This is a genomic window from Streptomyces iconiensis (genome assembly GCF_028657195.3).
GTDB lineage: Bacteria > Actinomycetota > Actinomycetes > Streptomycetales > Streptomycetaceae > Streptomyces > Streptomyces iconiensis.
In genome coordinates, this window is sequence record NZ_JANCPR020000030.1 from 18,600 (window position 1) to 37,154 (window position 18,555).

At 71.0% G+C, this 18,555-nt stretch carries 18 protein-coding genes and 1 pseudogene; 9 read left to right on the forward strand and 10 right to left on the reverse strand.

From position 1 onward, the window contains the following. Window positions 1–104: 104 nt before the first annotated feature. The 3 genes from NMN56_RS26920 to NMN56_RS26930 are packed head-to-tail and all read right to left on the reverse strand — an operon-like array spanning window position 105 to window position 2,810. Entirely contained in the window at window positions 105–866 is a 762-nt protein-coding gene (locus NMN56_RS26920; RefSeq protein WP_274040726.1) for an amino acid ABC transporter ATP-binding protein, read from the reverse strand. Beyond that, window positions 863–1,819 carry an amino acid ABC transporter permease gene (locus NMN56_RS26925; RefSeq protein WP_274040727.1) on the reverse strand — a complete coding sequence of 319 codons (957 nt, stop codon included), beginning with the start codon at window positions 1,817–1,819 and terminating at the stop codon, window positions 863–865. Before NMN56_RS26925 ends, NMN56_RS26920 begins: the two co-directional genes overlap by 4 nt. Before the next feature lie 46 nt (window positions 1,820–1,865). Beyond that, entirely contained in the window at window positions 1,866–2,810 is a 945-nt protein-coding gene (locus NMN56_RS26930; protein ID WP_274040728.1) for an ABC transporter substrate-binding protein, read from the reverse strand. A gap of 542 nt (window positions 2,811–3,352) precedes the next feature. On the opposite strand from NMN56_RS26930, the gene NMN56_RS26935 reads away from it, so the two are divergent. From NMN56_RS26935 to NMN56_RS26945, 3 genes are all read left to right on the forward strand, one after another. Further along, the gene (locus NMN56_RS26935) at window positions 3,353–4,549 is read left to right on the forward strand and encodes an NAD(P)-dependent malic enzyme (protein WP_274040729.1); all 1,197 of its coding nucleotides are present in this window, start codon (window positions 3,353–3,355) and stop codon (window positions 4,547–4,549) included. Window positions 4,550–4,863: 314 nt separating this feature from the next. Then, entirely contained in the window at window positions 4,864–5,508 is a 645-nt protein-coding gene (locus NMN56_RS26940) for a phosphoesterase (protein ID WP_274040730.1), read from the forward strand. After that, the gene (locus NMN56_RS26945) at window positions 5,505–7,055 is read left to right on the forward strand and encodes an alkaline phosphatase D family protein (RefSeq protein ID WP_274040731.1); all 1,551 of its coding nucleotides are present in this window, start codon (window positions 5,505–5,507) and stop codon (window positions 7,053–7,055) included. The genes NMN56_RS26940 and NMN56_RS26945 overlap by 4 nt, the downstream gene beginning before the upstream one ends. A 53-nt stretch (window positions 7,056–7,108) precedes the next feature. Here NMN56_RS26945 and NMN56_RS26950 read toward each other — a convergent pair whose 3' ends face one another. Then, complete coding sequence (locus tag NMN56_RS26950; protein WP_274040732.1) at window positions 7,109–7,903, reverse strand: class I SAM-dependent methyltransferase; 795 nt, start codon at window positions 7,901–7,903, stop codon at window positions 7,109–7,111. A gap of 76 nt (window positions 7,904–7,979) precedes the next feature. Here NMN56_RS26950 and NMN56_RS26955 point away from each other — a divergent pair, with 76 nt between their 5' ends. Then, window positions 7,980–8,663: a CGNR zinc finger domain-containing protein gene (locus NMN56_RS26955; protein ID WP_274040733.1), complete on the forward strand. Its 684-nt coding sequence runs from the start codon at window positions 7,980–7,982 to the stop codon at window positions 8,661–8,663. Window positions 8,664–8,755: 92 nt separating this feature from the next. Here NMN56_RS26955 and NMN56_RS43075 read toward each other — a convergent pair. After that, a pseudogene (locus NMN56_RS43075) lies at window positions 8,756–9,055 on the reverse strand (S24 family peptidase); the annotation flags it as partial. Window positions 9,056–9,222: 167 nt separating this feature from the next. On the opposite strand from NMN56_RS43075, the gene sodN reads away from it, so the two are divergent. Next, on the forward strand, window positions 9,223–9,618 hold the full coding sequence (gene sodN / locus NMN56_RS26965; protein WP_274040734.1) for a superoxide dismutase, Ni: 396 nt from the start codon (window positions 9,223–9,225) through the stop codon (window positions 9,616–9,618). A 229-nt stretch (window positions 9,619–9,847) separates the two neighbouring features. Here sodN and NMN56_RS26970 read toward each other — a convergent pair whose 3' ends face one another. Next, window positions 9,848–10,903, reverse strand: coding sequence for an aldo/keto reductase (locus NMN56_RS26970; RefSeq protein WP_274040735.1), 1,056 nt, complete (start codon window positions 10,901–10,903; stop codon window positions 9,848–9,850). A 127-nt stretch (window positions 10,904–11,030) separates the two neighbouring features. On the opposite strand from NMN56_RS26970, the gene NMN56_RS26975 reads away from it, so the two are divergent. Then, on the forward strand, window positions 11,031–11,567 hold the full coding sequence (locus NMN56_RS26975) for a hypothetical protein (protein WP_274040736.1): 537 nt from the start codon (window positions 11,031–11,033) through the stop codon (window positions 11,565–11,567). A 23-nt stretch (window positions 11,568–11,590) separates the two neighbouring features. Here NMN56_RS26975 and NMN56_RS26980 read toward each other — a convergent pair whose 3' ends face one another. Together NMN56_RS26980 and NMN56_RS26985 are read right to left on the reverse strand one after the other, a co-directional pair. Further along, entirely contained in the window at window positions 11,591–12,826 is a 1,236-nt protein-coding gene (locus NMN56_RS26980) for a class I SAM-dependent methyltransferase (RefSeq protein WP_274040737.1), read from the reverse strand. Between the two features lie 31 nt (window positions 12,827–12,857). Further along, entirely contained in the window at window positions 12,858–13,667 is an 810-nt protein-coding gene (locus NMN56_RS26985; RefSeq protein ID WP_430542722.1) for an EamA family transporter, read from the reverse strand. 234 nt (window positions 13,668–13,901) lie between these two features. Between NMN56_RS26985 and NMN56_RS26990 the strand changes: the two genes are divergently transcribed. Both NMN56_RS26990 and NMN56_RS26995 read left to right on the forward strand, forming a co-directional pair. Continuing rightward, window positions 13,902–14,180, forward strand: a complete 279-nt coding sequence (locus tag NMN56_RS26990) for a helix-turn-helix domain-containing protein (protein ID WP_430542719.1) — start codon at window positions 13,902–13,904, stop codon at window positions 14,178–14,180. Window positions 14,181–14,387: 207 nt separating this feature from the next. Beyond that, on the forward strand, window positions 14,388–14,630 hold the full coding sequence (locus NMN56_RS26995; RefSeq protein WP_274040739.1) for a hypothetical protein: 243 nt from the start codon (window positions 14,388–14,390) through the stop codon (window positions 14,628–14,630). 55 nt (window positions 14,631–14,685) lie between these two features. Here the strand turns inward: NMN56_RS26995 and NMN56_RS27000 are convergent, their stop codons facing one another. Together NMN56_RS27000 and NMN56_RS27005 are read right to left on the reverse strand one after the other, a co-directional pair. Beyond that, entirely contained in the window at window positions 14,686–15,216 is a 531-nt protein-coding gene (locus tag NMN56_RS27000; RefSeq protein ID WP_274040740.1) for an NUDIX hydrolase, read from the reverse strand. An 85-nt stretch (window positions 15,217–15,301) separates the two neighbouring features. After that, a complete protein-coding gene (locus NMN56_RS27005; protein ID WP_274040741.1) occupies window positions 15,302–16,675 on the reverse strand; it encodes an NsdA family TPR-like regulatory protein in 1,374 nt (457 codons plus the stop codon). A gap of 239 nt (window positions 16,676–16,914) precedes the next feature. On the opposite strand from NMN56_RS27005, the gene NMN56_RS27010 reads away from it, so the two are divergent. Beyond that, window positions 16,915–18,495: an NsdA family TPR-like regulatory protein gene (locus NMN56_RS27010; RefSeq protein ID WP_274040742.1), complete on the forward strand. Its 1,581-nt coding sequence runs from the start codon at window positions 16,915–16,917 to the stop codon at window positions 18,493–18,495. Window positions 18,496–18,555 lie beyond the last annotated feature (60 nt).

Sequence of the window (18,555 nt, forward strand, 5' to 3'; positions counted from 1 at the left end):
AACGCCCGCCCCGCGTGTCGCGGCCACCGCGCAGGAGATCCCCTGCGGGGCCCGGGCAGAACGGGCCCCGCGGGGGCGGGGGATCACGCGGCGCGTACGCCGCGCTAGAGGACCTTGGACAGGAAAGACTTCGTCCTGTCGTGCTGCGGGTTACCGAGCACGTCGCGCGGGGTGCCCGACTCCACGACGATGCCCTCGTCCATGAAGACGAGCGAGTCGCCGACCTCCCGCGCGAAGCCCATCTCGTGCGTGACGACGATCATCGTCATACCGTCCCGCGCGAGGTCGCGCATCACGTCGAGTACCTCGCCGACCAGCTCGGGGTCGAGCGCCGAGGTCGGCTCGTCGAAGAGCATCAGCTTGGGTTCCATCGCCAGCGCACGCGCGATGGCGACCCGCTGCTGCTGCCCGCCGGACAGCTGTGCGGGGTAGTTGTCGGTCTTGTCGGCGAGCCCGACACGCTCCAGCAGCGCGACGGCCCGCTTGCGCGCCGCGGCCTTGGACTCCCGCTTGACCTGGAGCGGGGCCTCCATCACGTTCTCCGCTGCCGTCATGTGCGGGAAGAGGTTGAAGCGCTGGAAGACCATGCCGATGTCACGCCGCTGCGCGGCGACCTCGCGGTCGCGCAGCTCGTAGAGCTTGCCGTTCTTCTCGCGGTAGCCGACGAGCGTGCCGTCGACGTACAGCCGCCCCGCGTTGACCTTCTCCAGGTGGTTGATGCACCGCAGGAACGTGGACTTGCCCGACCCTGAGGGGCCGACGATGCAGAAGACGTCGCCGGCCTGAACCTCCAGATCGATGCCCCGCAGGACTTCGACGGGGCCGAAGGACTTGTGGACCGCCTCGGACTTGACCATGGCTGTCATGCGCCGGCACCTCCCGCGCTCGGACCCCGGCCGTGCCAGGTGAAGACGTTCTGCCGGACCTTCTGCCACGGCGTGAGGGGCAGCGCGCGCAGGGAACCGCGTGCGTAGCGCCGCTCCAGGTAGTACTGGCCGATGCTGAAGACCGTGGTGATCGCCAGGTACCAGATGGTGGCGACGATCAGCAGCTCGATCACGGCGCCCGAGGTGTTGCCGATGTTCTGAGCCTTACGCAGCAGTTCCTCGAACATCACGACGGAACAGAGCGAGGAGGTCTTCAGCAGGTTGATGAACTCGTTGCCCGTCGGCGGCACGATCACCCGCATCGCCTGGGGCAGCACGATGCGGCGCATGTTCTGCTGCTGGGTCATGCCGAGCGCCTGCGACGCCTCGGTCTGGCCCTCGTCGACCGACTGGATGCCGGCGCGGCAGATCTCCGCCATGTACGCGGCCTCGTTCAGGCCGAGCCCCAGCAGGGCCGCCATGAACGGGGTCATGACGTCGGTCATCTCGTCCTTGTAGAGGGGACCGAGGTTGAGGATCGGGAAGACCAGCGCGAGGTTGAACCAGAGCAGGAGCTGTACGTAGACCGGTGTGCCCCGGAAGAACCAGATGTAGCCCCAGGCGACCGTCGAGGTCACGGGGTTCTTCGACATCCGCATCACCGCGAGGACGATGCCGAGCACCAGGCCCATGATCATGGACAGCACGCTGACCACGATCGTGTTCTTCGCGCCCTCCAGGATCTGGTCGTCGAAGAAGTAGTCGCCGACGGCCTCCCAGCGCAGGTCGGCGCCGGCCACCGCGTTGGCGAGGAGCCCGAGCAGCGCGAGCACGACGACGGCGGCGACGTAGCGGCCGTAGTGCCGCACGGGTATGGCCCTGATGGCCTCGGGTGCGCTCTTCGACGGCTGTGGAGCGCCGTCGGAGGGCACCTTGTCGGTGGGTGTTGTCACGGGGCTTGCCTCTCAGCGTCCGTTGGTGTCCTTGGCGAAGTCCGGCTCAGGTGCCGGAGTTGACCTTCGCCTCGTCGACGCCGCCGTCCTCGACGCCCCACTTTTCGAGTGCCTTCTTGTACGACCCGTCCTTGATGATCGCGGCCAGCGCCTCCTTCAGGGCGTCCCGCAGCTTCTCGTTCTCCTTGCTGACGGCGATGCCGTACGGGGCCGACTCCATCTGGTCGCCCACGACCTCGAAGTCGGAGCCGGACTTGGCCGCGTTCGCCGCGACGGGGAAGTCGGAGACATCCGCGAGGACGCCGCCGGACTTCAGGCGCACGCGGGCCTCGTCATCGGTGTCGTACGCCTCGACGGTGACCTTCTTCTTGCCGTCCTTCTCGCACTTCTCCGTCTGGTTCTTGAGGATCTCGTGCGAGGTCGTGCCGCGCTGCGTGGCGATCTTCTTGCCGCACATCTGGTCCACCGAGTCGATCTTCTCGGGGTTGCCCTTCTTGACCAGGATCGAGGAGCCGGCCGTGAGGTAGTCGACGAAGTCGACGCCCTTGCCTGCCTTCTTGCCCTTGTCGTCCAGGCCCTCCTGGCGCTCCTTCGTGTCCGTCATCGAGGACATGATCATGTCGAACTTGCCGGTCTGCATAGAGGTGATCAGACCGTCGAAGGTGCCGTTGGCGAACTCGAAGCTGACGCCCAGCTTCTTGCCCATCGCGTCCGCGATGTCCGGGTCGAGGCCGACGATGTCGTCGCCCTCCTTGAACTCCATGGGCTTGTACGCCGCGTCGGTGCCGACCTTGATGACACCCGCGTCCCGGATCTTCTTGGGGAGCTTGGCGTTCAGCGCGGACTTGCTGCCGCCGCCCCCGCCTCCCTGTGCGCCGTCGGTCTGGTCGCCACAGCCGGTCAGCAGCAGGGCGCCGGTGACCGCGAGGGCCACGGGCGCCGCGATCCGGAGGCGCAGCGCGCCGGTGCGTCGTCTGGTGCTTGCGGTCATGGGGTGGATCCTCCCGCGGAGATGGGCTTGCGCTGCTTCGGCCGGGCACACACCTTCGAATGTCGCGACCATTTCAGATGGCTGGATGGTGGGCATCTTGCCATCCGGACAGCCGGGTACAGGGGGCCGGAGAGGTCAAAATCGGATAACGGAGACCGGGTTCCGGACACAGGGCGCCCCAGGGCGCGTAGGGGCACTGCTCCCGAGGTCAGAGACCCGGTACGCCCCGTACCTTCCGCTGCTCCGCCCCTCTTGTCTCACTGTGCGGACTTCCAGCCGGGGTCGAGGGACTTTGCGGAACCTTCTCCTGCGTTGAACGGTGCGGGGGCCGGAAGTAGGTCGTCCCGGGCGGCCGTTGTCGGGTAGAAAGGTCGATTACACCCCTCACCCGGGGACCAGGGCGCGTGTGCGGCGTGCCCGGCGTCCGCACCTCCCCCCGGACAGCGGCCATCCGCCGGCCGGGAAGCGGACGTGGTGCCCGCCCGTTCCTCACAGCAGGGAGCGGTCACCCTCACCAAGATTCGACAAAGGGGTTCAACACAGTGGCAGCGGAGATCGTCAATTCGAAGGACGGGCTGGAAGCGGACGTTATCGATCCGGCCTTCGCCCTGCACCGTGGCGGCAAGATGGCCGTCCAGGCAACCGTGCCCGTGCGCGACGCGGCCGACCTGTCCCTCGCCTACACGCCGGGTGTCGCGAAGGTGTGCAGCGCCATCGCCGATCAGCCGGACCTGGTCGACGACTACACCTGGAAGTCGCAGGTCGTCGCCGTGGTGACCGACGGCAGCGCGGTGCTCGGGCTGGGTGACATCGGTCCCGGGGCCTCCCTCCCCGTCATGGAGGGAAAGGCCATCCTGTTCAAGCAGTTCGGCGGGGTGGACGCCGTGCCGATCGCGCTGGACGCGCAGAGCGCCGACGACATCGTGGAGACCGTCGCCCGGCTCGCCCCCTCCTTCGGGGGCATCAACCTGGAGGACATCTCGGCGCCCCGGTGCTTCGAGATCGAGGCCCGGCTCAAGGAGAGGCTGGACATCCCCGTCTTCCATGACGACCAGCACGGCACGGCCATCGTCACGCTCGCGGCGCTGCGCAACGCCGCGAAGCTGAGCGGGCGCGCGCTCGGTGAGCTGCGGGCCGTCATCTCGGGTGCGGGCGCCGCCGGTGTCGCCATCGCACGCATCCTCGTCGAGGCCGGCATCGGCGATGTCGCGGTCTGCGACCGCAAGGGCGTCGTCTCGGACGACCGCGACGACCTCACCGACGTGAAGCGCGAGTTGGCGGGCTTCACCAACAAGGCGGGCCACACCGGCTCCCTGGAGTCCGCGCTCTCGGGTGCCGATGTGTTCATCGGCGTCAGCGGCGGAACGGTCCCCGAGGACGCGGTCGCGCGGATGGCCAAGGACGCGTTCATCTTCGCCATGGCCAACCCGAATCCGGAGATCCACCCGGATGTCGCCGTCAAGTACGCGTCCGTGGTGGCCACGGGCCGCAGCGACTACCCGAACCAGATCAACAACGTGCTCGCGTTCCCCGGTGTCTTCGCCGGTGCGCTCCAGGTCCGCGCCACGGACATCACGGAGGGCATGAAGCTGGCGGCTGCCGAGGCGCTGGCCGCCGTCGTCGCGGACGAGCTGAGCGCCGACCGCGTCATCCCCTCGCCCTTCGACGAGCGTGTCGCGCCCGCTGTGACCTCCGCCGTCGCGGCGGCTGCCCGCGCCGAGGGCGTCGCCCGCCGGTAGAGCCTGTACGCAGCCGGGAGGGGTGCCCCTGACGGCACTTCGCGTGGAACCCGTGCGTCCGTGGCTGGTCGCGCGGTTCCCCGCACCCCTGCCGGGCGCACCCCCCGACACCGGGCAGGCGTGATCCGCGGGCCCGGCCGCAACACCCCGACGGGGCCGCTCCTTTGTGGAGCGGCCCCGTTTCGTGTGCGTGCGCTTCCGAAACTGCCGGAAAACAATGTGCTCCCGGTAGTGCGGTGTTCACCCGATGCTGCTGTGATGTTCCGTCCGTGGCGCATGCGCCACTTGTACAGACAACTGGAGGCAGTTTCTCTGTGGACGGTTCGAAGAACATCGTGGTCAACGGCGGTGCCGAGGACGGACCTGGCGGTTCGACTGTGCCCGTGAACTCCGTCAAGGGCTGGCAGATCGCCGAGGGAGCGCCCGCCCTCCTCACCTACGGAGCCGACAGCGGCTACCCCACGCACGAGGACCCCGGCCCGCCCCGGCGCGGCAGCCGCTTCTTCGGTGGCGGCAACTCACCCCGTACCACCCTCTTCCAGGACATCACGCTGCCCCGCACAGGGCGCACAGGGCGTGGACCCGTGGACGCGGGCAAGGTGCGCTACGAGGTGGCGGCCCATCTGGGCGGCTACGCGGGCCAGGAGGACGGCGCGCGGCTGTCGGTCGAGTTCCGCGACGGCGCGGGCACCCCGCTCGCGCTGAGCGTGCTCGGCCCGGTCACGGCGGCCGAACGGAACGCGCGTACGGGTCTCGTCCCGCGCACGGCGGAGGCGGCGGTTCCGCCGGGGTCACGCAGCGCACGGGTGCTGCTGGTGCTGACCCGCTCCGGCGGCGGCACCAGCAACGACGGTTACGCGGACGCCGTTTCGCTCACCTTGCACCACACGAAGGGCCGCCCCTCGTGGGCCGGTTCACCGGGGAAGACCGGCGACAAGCCGACTGGAGGCCAGGCATGAAGCTCAACCGGCGTGATCTGCTGAGGGCCGCCGGCGCCGTCGGCGCGCTCAACCTCGTCTGGCCGCTGTCGGCCGGCCTCTCGCCCGCGCAGGCGAAGGAGGCGGCACAGGAGCTGGGCGCGACCTACGACCCGGCGCCCTTCACGCTCGGCATCGCCTCGGGCGACCCGCTGCCCACCAGCGTGGTGCTGTGGACCCGGCTGGCACCCGAACCGTTCGCAGGCGAACAGGACCTGCCCGAGACCGTCGAGGTCGACTGGGTCGTGGCCGAGGACCGCGCGCTGCGCCGGGTGGTCGCGCGCGGCTCTGTTGCCGCCTCGGCGACGCTCGCGCACAGCGTGCACGTACCGGTGGGCGGCCTGAGACCCGGGCGGCACTACTGGTACGCGTTCACCGCGCTGGGCCGCAGAAGCCGCACGGGCCGCACGAAGACGGCGCCGCTGCGCACCGACCGGGTGCGCTTCGCGAACGCCAACTGCCAGGCGTTCCACGACGGTTACTACGCGCCGCTGCGCGGCATAGCCCGCGAGGAGCTCGACTTCGTCGTCCACCTGGGCGACTACATCTATGAACACGGCCCCGTCGGCGGGGAAGCCGTACGCGACCACAACAGCCCCGAGATCTTCACGCTGGCCGACTACCGCAAGCGCTACGCCCTCTACAAGGGCGACCCCTCGCTGCGCGACGCACACGCCGCACACCCCTGGTATCTGACCTGGGACGACCACGAGGTCGTCAACGACTACAGCGGCACGGGCGGCGGCGCCCCGTTCATGCAGCGCAGGGCAGCCGCCTACCAGGCGTTCTACGAGAACCAGCCGCACCGCGACGACGGCTCCTCCGCGCTGCCCGACCCCGTCATCCACCGCCGCCGCGACTGGGGCGGCCTGCTGGATCTGACGATCCTGGACCTGCGCTCGTACCGTTCGGCGCAGAACCTCCCGGACGGCACCATCCTGGGCGCCCCGCAGAAGCGGTGGCTCAAGGACGCCGTCGACCGGGCACCGGACGCCTGGCACTGCTGGGTCAACTCGATCATGCTCAGCCAGCTGCGCGGCAGGCCGGGCGGCGGCTACATGTTCACCGACCAGTGGGACGGCTTCGTCAACGAGCGCAAGGAGGTGCTCGGACACGTCCACAAGGCGGGCCTGGAGGACCTGGTCGTGATCACGGGCGACTGGCACTCGTGCTTCGTGGACGACGTGGTGCCGGAGTTCGGCGAGGCCGGCTCCCCCGTCATCGGTACGGAGTTCACCGCGCACTCCATCAGCTCAGCGCCGTACGACGAGGCGTGGAACGCGGCGAACGGGCCCCTGATGGGCAAGGCCAACCCGCAGTTGCAGTACTTCGAGGGCGGCCACCGCGGATACGCCGTCTACGACGTGACCCCGGAGCGCTGGTCCACCCACATGCGGGTGATCGCATCGCCGACCGACCCGGAGTCCCCTGTACGCACCCTGACCACCTTCCATGTGGACCGGGGCACGGCGGGCGCCTACGAGGACAAGGACACGGCCGGCTCCCGCGCCCACTACCGCAGGGACTGACCCCCTGACCGCGCGGTGGGGACGTACGGACGGCCCCCACCGCGCGGTGCGCCTCAGCGCAGGCCCAGGACCAGCGCGTCGGTGGGCGAGGCCCACACGGAGCGCGCCTCGGCGAACCCGGCCTCGCGGAGCGTGGCGGCGTGCCATGCCGGAGACTGGAACTCCTCGTCGTTGTGGTCGTGGCCGTGCTGCAGCTCGGCCGGGTTCCCGAACAGCGCGAACCGCTCCTCGGCGACCTCGCGCAGCGCGGGGTCGGCGGCGAGCGCCTTCCACCAGCCGCCCCAGTCGAGGGAGCCTCCGGTACGCGCACGCTCCTGCCGCGCGTCCTCGAAGAGGTGCACGGCCGCGTTGACGCGCGGCGTGGACTCCTCCGGCATGTGGTCGGCGTTCATGAAGACGCCGCCCTCCCTGACCACGCCCGCGACCTGCCCGTACAGCGCACGCAGCGGTTCTGTGGTCATCCAGTGCAGCGCCGTCGCGGTGAGCACGGCGTCGAAGGGCTTCCCGCCGGGAAGCGCACCGACCCAGTCGGCCCCGCTCAGGTCGGCGGAGACGAACTGGACACGCGCATCGCCCTCGAAGTGCCCGCGCGCGATGGCGAGCAGCGCGGGGTCACGGTCCACGCCGACCGCCGTGGCGCCCGGGAGCCGCTTGAGAAGGCGGTCCGAGATACTGCCCGTACCGCAGGCGAGGTCCAGCACCCTCGGCGCGGGGCCCACGAGCGCCTCGGTCATGTCGAGCATCACCCTGAACCGCTCCTCGCGGTCGGGGAGGTACCACTCCTGCTGCCGGTCCCAGCTGTCCTGCCACTCCTGCCAGTTGGTGCCGTTCAGCGCATGGCTCGCCATGTCCCCTCCTTAACGTAATACCCTCGTTGGGATTCAGCTATTACCGACCATAGAGCGCCCCCCGTAAGGATCACAAGTGGAACTCAACTATTACTCGGATATGGCCGTGCGGCTCGTGAACACCGAGGAGCCCGAACGGGGAGAGGACTCGCTCACCTCGGTCGACGCGGTGCGGGAGCTGTGCGGGGCCAATGTGACCATGGCGCGCAAGGCGACGGAGGCGGACGTGACCCGGCTCAGGGGCGTGCGCACACGGCTGCGTGCGGTCTTCTCCGCCGCAGCCGAGGGCGACGCCGTACGCGCCGTCGACCTGCTCAACTCGCTGCTGATGGAGTTCCCCACCAGCCCGCAGATCTCGGGACACGAGGTCCTGGACGACGCGGGGCGCCCCCGCTGGCACATGCACCTGGCCGAGCACCCGGCCAACGCGACGGCGGGCTACGCGGCGACCGCCTGCATGGGCCTCGCCTTCCACCTCACGGACCTGGGCGTCGACCGGCTCGGGGTCTGCCAGGCGACGCCCTGCCGCAACGCCTATCTGGACACCTCGACGAATCGTTCCCGCCGCTACTGCTCCGACCGCTGCGCCACCCGCGCCAACGTGGCCGCCTACCGGGCACGCAAGCGCTTGGAGACCCTGGACAAGGAGGCGGAGGAACCGGGCGGCAGCCCGGCCGCTTCACCGCGCGGCCGTACGGGCCCGATCAAGGGCCGCACAGCGGCCACCGACCAGCGCGCCACGGAGGACAGCGAACGCTGAATCCCGCGCGGCGGACGCAGCCGCAGCCACGCGCGCGCGACCACCAACTCGTCCGGCACGGTGCCGAACTCCCGGCTGTCGTTGCGCACGTGCGGGTTGTCGCCCCGCACCCACCAGCCGCCGGTGCGGCGCTCGACGGCCCGCTTGACGATGAGCAGGTCGTGCTGGAAGGGATGCCGCAGCACGACGATGTCCCCCGGGTGCACGGTGGCCCCGTACTTCACCACGAGCTGGTCGCCGGGGAGCAGCGTCGGCTCCATCGACGGGTTGTAGACCTCCGCCAGCCCGATCCGTTTCAGCGGCCCGCCGCGCTCACCGTGCGTGCCATGCTCAGCGCTCTCACTACGGGGTCGGCCCTCCGCGCCGCCGTGCTCACGCGTCCGCTCCGGCATCTTCTCCGCCTCCGGTCCAGCGGACCGGAGTGTCCGGTCCGTTTGCTCCAGCAGATCCACCCTGTCACTGGACTTTTGTCCTAAGCCCGTGGGGGCACACGCGAAAAGGCTTCCCACACGGAGTAATCTCGCACGTGAGAAGACGATCACGAGGAAGGACGGCTTTTATGCTCTCCCGCCTGTTCGCCCCCAAGGTGCAGGTCAGCGCCCACTGCGACCTGCCCTGCGGTGTCTACGACCCGGCCCAGGCCCGTATCGAGGCCGAGTCCGTCAAGGCCATCCAGGACAAGTACCAGGCCAACGAGGACCCCCACTTCCGCATGCGCGCCACCACCATCAAGGAGGAGCGCGCTGAGCTGGCCAAGCACCATGTCTCGGTGCTGTGGAGCGACTACTTCAAGCCCCCGCACTTCGAGAAGTACCCGGAGCTGCACCAGCTGGTCAACGACACCCTCAAGGCCATCAGCACGGCCAAGGGGTCGACCGACCCGGCCACCGGCCAGAAGGCGCTGGACTACATCACCCAGATCGACAAGATCTTCTGGGAGACCAAGAAGGGCTGAACCCCTGTGGTTCGCCTTCCGGAGTCCTCCGGATGTCGTACGGACGCACCCGCACCGCCCGATCGGCGGACCGGGTGCGTCCGTCTTTTCTCAGCCGCTCGCAGACACCCTCTCGTCCGTTCTCCGGTAGCCCCGTACGCCCGGTGCTGACCACCGCGCAGGGGGAATCGAGGTTCGGACCATGGTCGTAGGACCTCACGGCGCCACGCCCCGGTGTCCTGAGGAGCGGTCAGTCCGTGGGCGGGGTGACGTCGACGGGCGAGGGGTTCAGCCGCGCGAAGCGTTCCTGCCGCTGGGCGAGCCAGTGCGGGTAGACGGCGTGCCGCGCGCTCGCCGCTTCCAGGCGCGCGACCTGTTCCGGTGTGAGGCTCCAGCCCACCGCGCCCAGGTTCTGGCGCAGTTGCTCCTCGTTCCGGGCTCCTATGACCACGGAGGCGACGGAGGGGCGGCGCAGCAGCCAATTGATCGCCACTTGCGCGAGGGCGTGCCCGGTCTCCTCCGCGACCTCGTCCAGGGCGACGACCACACGGTGGAGTTGCTCGTCCTCGACAGGCGGCCCGTAGGCCGCCGCCTCGCGCAGACGGCTGCGCTCCGGCAGCGGCTCCCCCTTGCGCACCTTGCCCGTCAGCCGCCCCCAGGCCAGCGGGCTCCACACGACAGCGCCGACACCCTGGTCCAGGCCGAGCGGCATCAGCTCCCACTCGTACTCGCGGCCGACCAGCGAGTAGTACACCTGGTGGGCCACATAGCGCGCGTAGCCGTAACGGTCGGAGAGCGCGAGGGACTTCATCAGGTGCCAGCCGGGGAAGTTGGAGGCGCCGATGTAGCGCACCTTCCCCGAGCGCACCAGCTCGTCCAGCGTGGCCAGCACCTCCTCGGCGGGTGTGCCCGCGTCGAACAGATGGAGCTGGAGCAGGTCGATGTGCCCGGTACCCAGCCGGCGCAGCGCGTCCTCGACGCCCCGCACCAGACGGGGCCGCGACGTGCCGCCCTCGCCGGGGCCCTCGCCCAGGGGAACGCCGATCTTCGTGGAGATCAGCGCACGGTCCCTGCGGCCCTTGAGCGCCGCTCCCAGCACCTCCTCGGACGAGCCCGCCGCGTACACGTCCGCCGTGTCGAACATCGTCACGCCGGCTTCCAGGCACATGTCCACCATGCGGCGTGCCTCCGCCGTCCCCGTACCGCCCGGCGGAAGCGCTGAGCCTTCTGGTACGCCGAAGGAACCGGCACCCAGGGCCAGTTCGGGAACGTGCAGTCCGGAAGCGCCCAGACGTCGGTACTCCACAGCCGTCTCCCTTGCCTCACCCGCCGACCCCCGTGTGCGTCAACGATCGGACGGGGCAGGGGAGTTGGACAAGAGGGCCCCGCACCGGCCCTTGCCCTGGGGGCTGTAATCGCGTAATTCTGCTTACATGAGGACGACGAAGCAGGAAGAGGAGGAGCTGCGCGGCTGGCTGGCCGGGCGGCTGCCCGGAGAGCTGTTCACGCGGCTGGTCGAGGTGACGGCCGACCGCGAGGAGGTCACGGTCATCGGCGCCATACCCGAACCGGCGCTGGACGCCGACGTGTCGGCGGGCGAGCGGGCCGCGGCGCTGGAGGGCCGTGTCGCGGAGTTCAGGGAGCGCACGCGCGACACCCGTATCGACGTCGCGCGCCAGACCGAACGGCGCTACGGCAAGAAGGTCTCCTGGGGCGCCCAATGCGGCGAGGTCCGCGTGCTGTTCACACACGTGGCGGCGCCCGTGATGACGCGGCTGCGGCAGCCGCAGCGGCAGGTGCTGGACACGCTCATCGCCGCGGGAGTGGCACGCAGCCGCAGTGAGGCGCTCTCGTGGTGCGTACGCCTCGTCGAGCAGCACAGCGACGAGTGGCTGAGCGAACTGCGGGACTCCCTGGCACACGTCGAGGACGTACGGGCCCAGGGCCCCGACCGGCAGTCGGAGGCGTGAGGGGAGGGCGAAGGGGCGGTCGGTCAGCTCTTTGAGGCCAGCCGCCACAGGCTCGTCGTTTCGGCGGCGCGTGCCGCGTGCAGGGGCGCCGCCGGGTCGGTCGCGCGGCCGTGCCGGGGGCGCGCGTCATGGCGGCCGGCGACCTCCAGGCCCGCGTCCCCGATCCAGCCCAGCAGCTCGTCGCGCGCGCGCAGGCCCAGGTGTTCGGCCAGGTCGGAGAGGATCAGCCAGCCCTCGCCGCCCGGCGCGAGCCGTGCGGCGAGCCCGTCGAGGAAGCCCCGCAGCATCCGGCTGCCCGGGTCGTAGACCGCCTGTTCCAGGACGGAGGTCGGCTTCGCGGGCAGCCAGGGCGGGTTGCACACCACGAGGTCGGCCCGCCCGGCCTCGGGCGCGGGGAACAGGTCGGCCCGCACGACGTCCACCGTTGCCTCTGCCCCGAGCCGCCGCACGTTCTCGCGCGCGCAGGCGAGCGCCCGCTCCCCCAGGTCCGTCGCGACGACGCGGCCCACCCTGCCGCCCTCGCGCCGCGCGAGCACGACGGCCAGCACACCCGTGCCCGTACCGATGTCGAAAGCGACCAGCGGCCCTCCCCTGCCCTGCGGCAGGGGTGTGTGCGCGACGAGGTCGATGTACTCGCCGCGTACGGGCGAGAAGACGCCGTGGTACGGGTGCACATGTTCCCCGCCGAGCGCCTCGACCGGCACACCCTTGCGGCGCCACTCGTGCGCGCCGAGAACCCCCTGCAGCTCGCGCAGGGAGACCAGCGTCACGGAAGTTCCCTGCTCCGCGTACCTTCCGGGCTCCCCGTGCTCCGCGTACGCCCCGGGCTCTCCGTACGCCCCGGCACACGCCTCGGCCACCTCGGGGGCACGCCGCAGCGGCACCGTACGGCTGCCGTCCGGCGAGGTCTCCAGCGGTACCAGCAGCATTCCCAGCACCCTGGCACGCCGCGACAGTGCCTGGCGGTGCAGGTGGAAGCTCTCGGAGGGTGTCGCGCCCATCTTCGGCGGCTTGCGGTCCACGCGCCGTCCCAGCGCGGCGAGCAGCTGCCGCGCCCCGTGGTAGTCGCCGCGCCACAGCAGCGCCGTGCCCTCGCAGGCCAGCTTGTAGGCGGCGTCAGCGGTCATACGGTCGTCGGCGGCCACCACCCGCTTCGGTGGCCGCGCCCCGCTCTCGGAACGCCACAGCGCCGACCGTTCCTCGCCGTCCTCGCTCCAGCGGACCACGTCCACCCTGCCGGCCTGCTGTTCTGCGTCCACCCGGCCAACCCTAAGCCGCGCGGAAGACGGGTCACGACGACGAGGTGCGCACGGCCCCCATGCTCGCCGCGACGACGAGCGCGATGGCCAGCAGTTCCATGAGCCCCAGGCTCTGGCCCAGCACGAGGAAGCCCGCAGCCGTGGCGGCGACCGGCATGAGGCTCATGAGCACGGCGAACGTCCCGGCCGGCAGCCTCCGCAGCGCGAACAGCTCCAGGGTGTACGGCAGCCCGGAGGAGAGCACCGCGACCGCGGCACCCAGCCCGAGCGTGACGGGATCCAGGAGGGCGCCGCCCGCGCTCACCACACCGAGGGGCGCGCTCACGACCGCCGCGACCCCCATGGCGAGCGCCAGCCCGTCGACCTTGGGGAAACGCGCGCCCGTACGGGCGTTGAAGACGATGTAGGCCGTCCACATCGCACCGGCCCCCAGCGCGAAGGCGGCCCCGGCGAGGTTGAGCTGCCCGAAGCCGCCGGCCCCGAGAAGGTAGACCCCGACCAGCGCCAGCCCGGCCCACACCAGGCTGAGCGCGCGGCGGGAGGCGACGACGGACAGGACGAGCGGGCCCAGCAGTTCGAGGGTGACGGCCGCACCGAGCGGAATCCTGTCGATCGCCTGGTAGAAGAGGCTGTTCATGGTGCCGAGCGCGACCCCGAGCCCGATGACGGCCGTCCAGTCCTTGCGCGAGTGCCCGCGCAGCTTCGGCCTGCACACGGCGAGCAGCAGCAGCGCCGAGAAGATCAGCCGCAGCGCGACGACGCCGAGCGCCCCGGCACGCGGGAAGAGCAGCGCGGCGACGGCCGAGCCGAACTGGAGCGACATCGCGCTGCCGATCACCATCCCGAACGCGCCCATCCGCCCCCGGCCACGGCCGGACGCCGAGCCCGCGGAGCCCGTACCGGCAGGGCCCGTACCGGAGTCCGCACCCGCGTGGCCCACGTCCGCGGCGCAGCCGGCGCCCGGCGCTGTTCCGGGGACTCCTGAGGGGCGGTCGGCAGCGGTCATACCGCCACGCTAGGCCCCCACTCCTCGCCTCGTGAAATGCGGTTTCCGCTGTGACTGTGCTCCGGACGCATGGCCGTCGAGCTGCGACATCCGCGCGCCTTCCTCGCCATCGCGCAGGAGGGCGGCATCACCTCCGCCGCCGCGCGCCTGCGTGTCAGCCGGTCCGCGCTCCCACGCACCCTGCGCCGGCTGGAGACGCACCTGGGCGTCCGGCCGACCGCCCGACCCACCATCCGGAACTCACCCCGGAGGGGCGCACGTTCCGGGACAAGGCAGCCGTCGCCCTCGCCGCCGTCGACGACGCGCTGGACCCCGCGCGGCTGCCGGGTGTCGCCCGCCGCCCGCTGACCGGGGCGGCCGATGTGCCCGTCGTCCTGCTGTGGCGCGCGGCCCCCGGGCACCGGCCATCCCCGATCTGGTGACAACGGCGCGCGGGGTGCTGTCGGACCGGGGAACCGGCTGATCACGGCATACGTTGACGACGCAGGACGCATTCACAGAACCGGGCACGGGCACACGGCCCTTCCCGTACCCCACTCATCGGGAGGCAGGACCATGGCAGGGTTTCTCGACCGCGCCAAGGAGCAGGCACAGCGTGGGCTGTCCCAGGGCAAGGAGAAGGTGGAGGAGGTCCAGGCCCAGCGCGCGGGCAACGACCTGCTGCGCAGGCTGGGTGCCGCCTACTACGCCGAGCAGCGCGGCAGCGGAACGGCCCAGGACGTCCAGCAGGCCCTCACCGCGCTCGAACAGCACATCGCGCAGCACGGCGACGGCTTCCTCAAGAGCGGGTCGCAGTGACCCGCGTGTCCCACTGACCCCTCGGTCCCACTGACCCCTCGCCCCGGGCGTGCTCTCATCCGAAGCGCACGCGGTAGAGCATGAGCAGCGCAGCCGCCGTGTTGGCGGCGGGCACCTGTCCGGCGGCGATGAGGTCGGGCACCTCCTTGAGGGGGACCCACTCCCGCTTGTCGGACTCGAAGTCGTCCTCGGGAGGACCGAGGTACTCGGCGCTGTGCGCCCAGTAGATGTGGTGCCGCGCGTCGGTCAGCCCGTTCGCCGGCTCGACTGTCATGAGGTGGTGGAGGACCCCGGGCCGCCAGCCCGTCTCCTCCACCATCTCGCGTGCCGCGGCCTCTCTGAGCCCCTCCCCCTCGTCGACCACTCCCGCGGCCAGTTCCCACCCCCAGCTGTCCGTGATGAAGCGGTGCCGCCACAGCAGCAGCACCTCGTTGCGCTCGTTGACTGCGGTCGCCATCGCGACGGGGCGCAGCCGGATCAGGTAGTGATCCAGATGTCGCCCGTCGGGCAGCTCCACATCCGCCAGATTCACCCGAAGCCACTGGTTCTCGTACACAGTGTGTTCACCCAGGTTCTTCCATTGCACGTATGTGCCCCCTTCCTGACGGAGGTTGGGCACATCCCAGCATGTTGTGCTCTCCCTCTGACAGAGGCACTCCGAGTGCCCCGGTTCAGAAGGGCACGCTCAGCGAGTCCTCGATCAGCTTCGCCGCCTCGGCAGCTGAAGCTCCCGGGTGCCGGACGAGGGCCCGTCTGACCCTGCGCATGCGCCCGCGCAACCGCTGCGACTCGATACCCCGCGCCGTCCCCACCATCTCGGCCGCCGTGACAGCGGCTTGCTCGGGTTCGCCGGCGAGCAGTGCCACGTCGGTGAGGGTGGCGAGCCTGTTGACGCGGCCCCGGACGTGCGCGGGCGCGCGGGCCGCCTCCCGCGCATATCGGGTCGCCGCTTCCAGCTCGCCCAGGAGGAGCAGCGCCTCGGCCAACCGCACCTCCACCAGGCCCGGTTGGACGTAGCCGGTCTCCTCGGGCTCCTCCTCGGGACGAATGCGCTCGGAGTACGCCTCCGCCCCGCGCATGCAGGTGTGCGCACCGCGCCGGTCACCGAGACGTGCGTACGCGGTCGCCTGCATCGCGTACAGATCCGTGGTGAGCGCGGGGCTCGCCTGGGGCCCCGCCGTGCGCAGCACGGCCTCGGCGCAGGCGATGGCGTGCCGCGCGTCGCCCAGGAACAGCGCCTGGTTGACGAGCAGCGCCACGACGTAGCCGCCGAACCTGAGGTCGCCCGACGCCTTTCCGAGGCGCAGCGCCTGATGGAAGTAGCGCTGTGCCAGGCCCTGCGCGTCGGCGTCGTAGGCGCAGATGCCGCTGATGGCGGCCAACGAGCCCGCCGCGCGGAAGAGTTCGCGCCCGGTGCCGTCGTCGTAGCTCCCGCGCAGAAGGGGCGCGACCTCCGCGTTGAGGAACCCGACGACGCGTGCGCGCGTGGCGACGCCGCCGGCGTTGCGGTACAGGTGCTCGTAGTGTCCGCGCGCGGTGTACAGGACCGTCACATCGGCCTCGGTGACGGTCACCCCGCCGTCGTGCGAGACATCGCGGTCCTGCGGCGGGTTCTCCCACTCCCATACGGGTGCGACGGCTGCGGCCCCCGTGAGCAGTGAGGGGCCTGGCCAGTCGTCGTGCACCTGGTCGGAGCGCCACAGCGAGGCGGCCCGCTCGACGAAGCGGCCGAGCAGTGCCTCTCCGCCATCTCCCGCCTCCGAGGGGCCCGTTGGCAGCCCGTACGTGCGTGCCGTCGTCGGTACGCCCATGCCGATGTCACCCAGAGTGAGGGTGCGTCCGAGCTTGCCGCCGAGGACCTCGCAGATCAACTCGGGGACCCTGCCGCGTGGCCGCTGCCCTTTGAGCCAGCGCGCCACGGCGGTGTGGTCGTAACGCAGGGTGGTTCCGGCTCTGTCGCCTAATCGGTTGATTCTCGAAGCAAGACCAGCCCGGGACATTCCTGACTGGTCAAGCAGTGCGTCCAGTTGACTGTTGGGCTCCATGCCGCCCTCCGGTCGTCATCGTGTTGTTTCGCAGAGTAACGGACGTGCGTTCACACGGGGTGTGAAACCACCACGCACGCGTGCGCCCGGCACATGCTTACGCGCACCCGAAGAATGCGCTTGCCTGGAAGACATCCGCATCCGTGGCAGCACGTACAGCACACGGAGAGCTACGGAATGAAACCGGAAGAGAGGCTCGCAGATGAACGACCCCATCCAACTCCACCTCAGGGAACGCCATGTGTCCCACTGACCCCGCAAGTACGGCACAGCACCCCCGTGCCCGCACCCGTACCCGAGCCCCGAACCGCGCGCTGCGCGCCCTCCTGGAGGAGACCGAGTGGACGCAGGCGGCCTTCGCGCACGCCATTACTCGTCTCGGCGCCGAGGTGGGGCTACATCTTCGGTACGACAGGACTTCAGTCGCCCACTGGCTCCGCGGCAGCCGCCCCGAACCCCGCGTGCAGCACCTGATAGCCGAGGCGCTCTCCCGTCGCCTCGGCCGTCCGGTGGCGGTCGCCGACCTGGGCATGCGCGGTGCCCAGGGGGCACGCGGCGGGCGCCTGGGCGCCGGAACGCGCGCCCGCAGGGGCGAATCCGCCGACGAGGGCGGCGAGGAGGGTGCCGATGGCTCCGGGGAAGCCGACGGCTCAGGGGGAGCCGATGCCTCAGGACAAGGAGCGGCCGGCCCCGGACACCCAGCGGACCGCCTCACCGCGCTCACGGCCCCTGTGGTCCCTCCGCCCCGTGCCGACTCCCCTCCCCCGGCGCCCTACCGGCTGAGGCTCCTGGCGGAGCCCCCTGGGCCCGACGCCCCGCCCCGCGACGGCGGTTCAGGAGTGGCGACGGCCACGTTCGGCGCGGGCTGCGCACGAGGCGGCACGCGGCGCTCCGACCCCGGTGAGGTCGCCTCCGTGCACGAGCACGCGCGCTTCTTCGCCCAGCAGGCCGACCGGCACGGCGGCGGCCACATCCGCACCTCTCTCGCCGCGTACCTCTCCGGGCTCGTACGCACCTTGCGTACGGGCGAGGACGGCGCGCACCAGCGGGGCATGCTCGCCGGCGCGGCCCGGCTGAGCTTCCTGCTCGCGCGGGTCTACGCGGACGAGCGGCGGCACGGCCTGGCGCAGCGCGCCTTCCTCGTCGCGGGCGAACTCGCCGCCGAGGGCGAGGACCCCGAGGGCGTGGCCCTGGCACGCCGCGCGCTCAGTTCCCAGGCGCACCAGCTCGGACACGCACGCGAGAGCGTCGCGCTGGCGGAGGCCGCCTGCGAGGCGGCGCCCGCCGACGCCGACCCCTCGACCCGCTCGTTCCTGTACGCGGGCCTGGCCGTCGCCAAGGCCGGCCAGGGCGAGCGCGAGCAGGCGATGGACGCGCTGCGCCGTGCCGAGCACCAACTCGCGCGCGCACCGGCCGACTTGACGACGGGGCCCGGCATACCGGGCGGCGAGTCGGTGGGCTCGTACCAGGACGCCGCGCTGCTCTACCAGTCCAGCCATGTACGCACCGCGCTGGGTGACCGGAGCGGCGCCATCCGCGATCTGCGCTCCTCCCTGCGCTCGCGCCCTGCGGGAGAGCGCCGCTCACGCGCCCTGTGCCAGGCCGAGCTGGCCGAACTCCTGCTCTCCTGCGGCCGGTTGGAGGAGGCGTGCGCGTCCTGGAAGGTGTTCCTGGAGGACTGCGCACAGGTGCGTTCAGGCCGCGCGCTCGAAGCCCGCTCCCGGATGCCGGGCCTGCTGCGCCCCTACGCGCGGGAGCGCTGCGTCCAGACGCTCCTCGCACAGACGAACCCCCTGGCGGGTGACAGGCGATTCGGCTAGAAGCGTCCCGATCCGGGGTATGACCCTCCACCGGAGGGAACTCCGGCACCAGCACACACA

Excerpts from the sequence above, each read along its gene's own strand:
- NMN56_RS26920 (WP_274040726.1), bottom strand. The coding sequence starts at position 866 with ATGACAGCCATGGTCAAGTCCGAGGCGGTCCACAAGTCCTTCGGCCCC.
- NMN56_RS26930 (WP_274040728.1), bottom strand. The coding sequence starts at position 2,810 with ATGACCGCAAGCACCAGACGACGCACCGGCGCGCTGCGCCTCCGGATC.
- NMN56_RS26945 (WP_274040731.1), top strand. The coding sequence starts at position 5,505 with ATGAAGCTCAACCGGCGTGATCTGCTGAGGGCCGCCGGCGCCGTCGGC.
- NMN56_RS26950 (WP_274040732.1), bottom strand. The coding sequence starts at position 7,903 with ATGGCGAGCCATGCGCTGAACGGCACCAACTGGCAGGAGTGGCAGGAC.
- sodN (WP_274040734.1), top strand. The coding sequence starts at position 9,223 with ATGCTCTCCCGCCTGTTCGCCCCCAAGGTGCAGGTCAGCGCCCACTGC.
- NMN56_RS26975 (WP_274040736.1), top strand. The coding sequence starts at position 11,031 with ATGAGGACGACGAAGCAGGAAGAGGAGGAGCTGCGCGGCTGGCTGGCC.
- NMN56_RS26985 (WP_430542722.1), bottom strand. The coding sequence starts at position 13,667 with ATGGTGATCGGCAGCGCGATGTCGCTCCAGTTCGGCTCGGCCGTCGCC.
- NMN56_RS26990 (WP_430542719.1), top strand. The coding sequence starts at position 13,902 with ATGGCCGTCGAGCTGCGACATCCGCGCGCCTTCCTCGCCATCGCGCAG.
- NMN56_RS26995 (WP_274040739.1), top strand. The coding sequence starts at position 14,388 with ATGGCAGGGTTTCTCGACCGCGCCAAGGAGCAGGCACAGCGTGGGCTG.
- NMN56_RS27005 (WP_274040741.1), bottom strand. The coding sequence starts at position 16,675 with ATGGAGCCCAACAGTCAACTGGACGCACTGCTTGACCAGTCAGGAATG.
- NMN56_RS27010 (WP_274040742.1), top strand. The coding sequence starts at position 16,915 with ATGTGTCCCACTGACCCCGCAAGTACGGCACAGCACCCCCGTGCCCGC.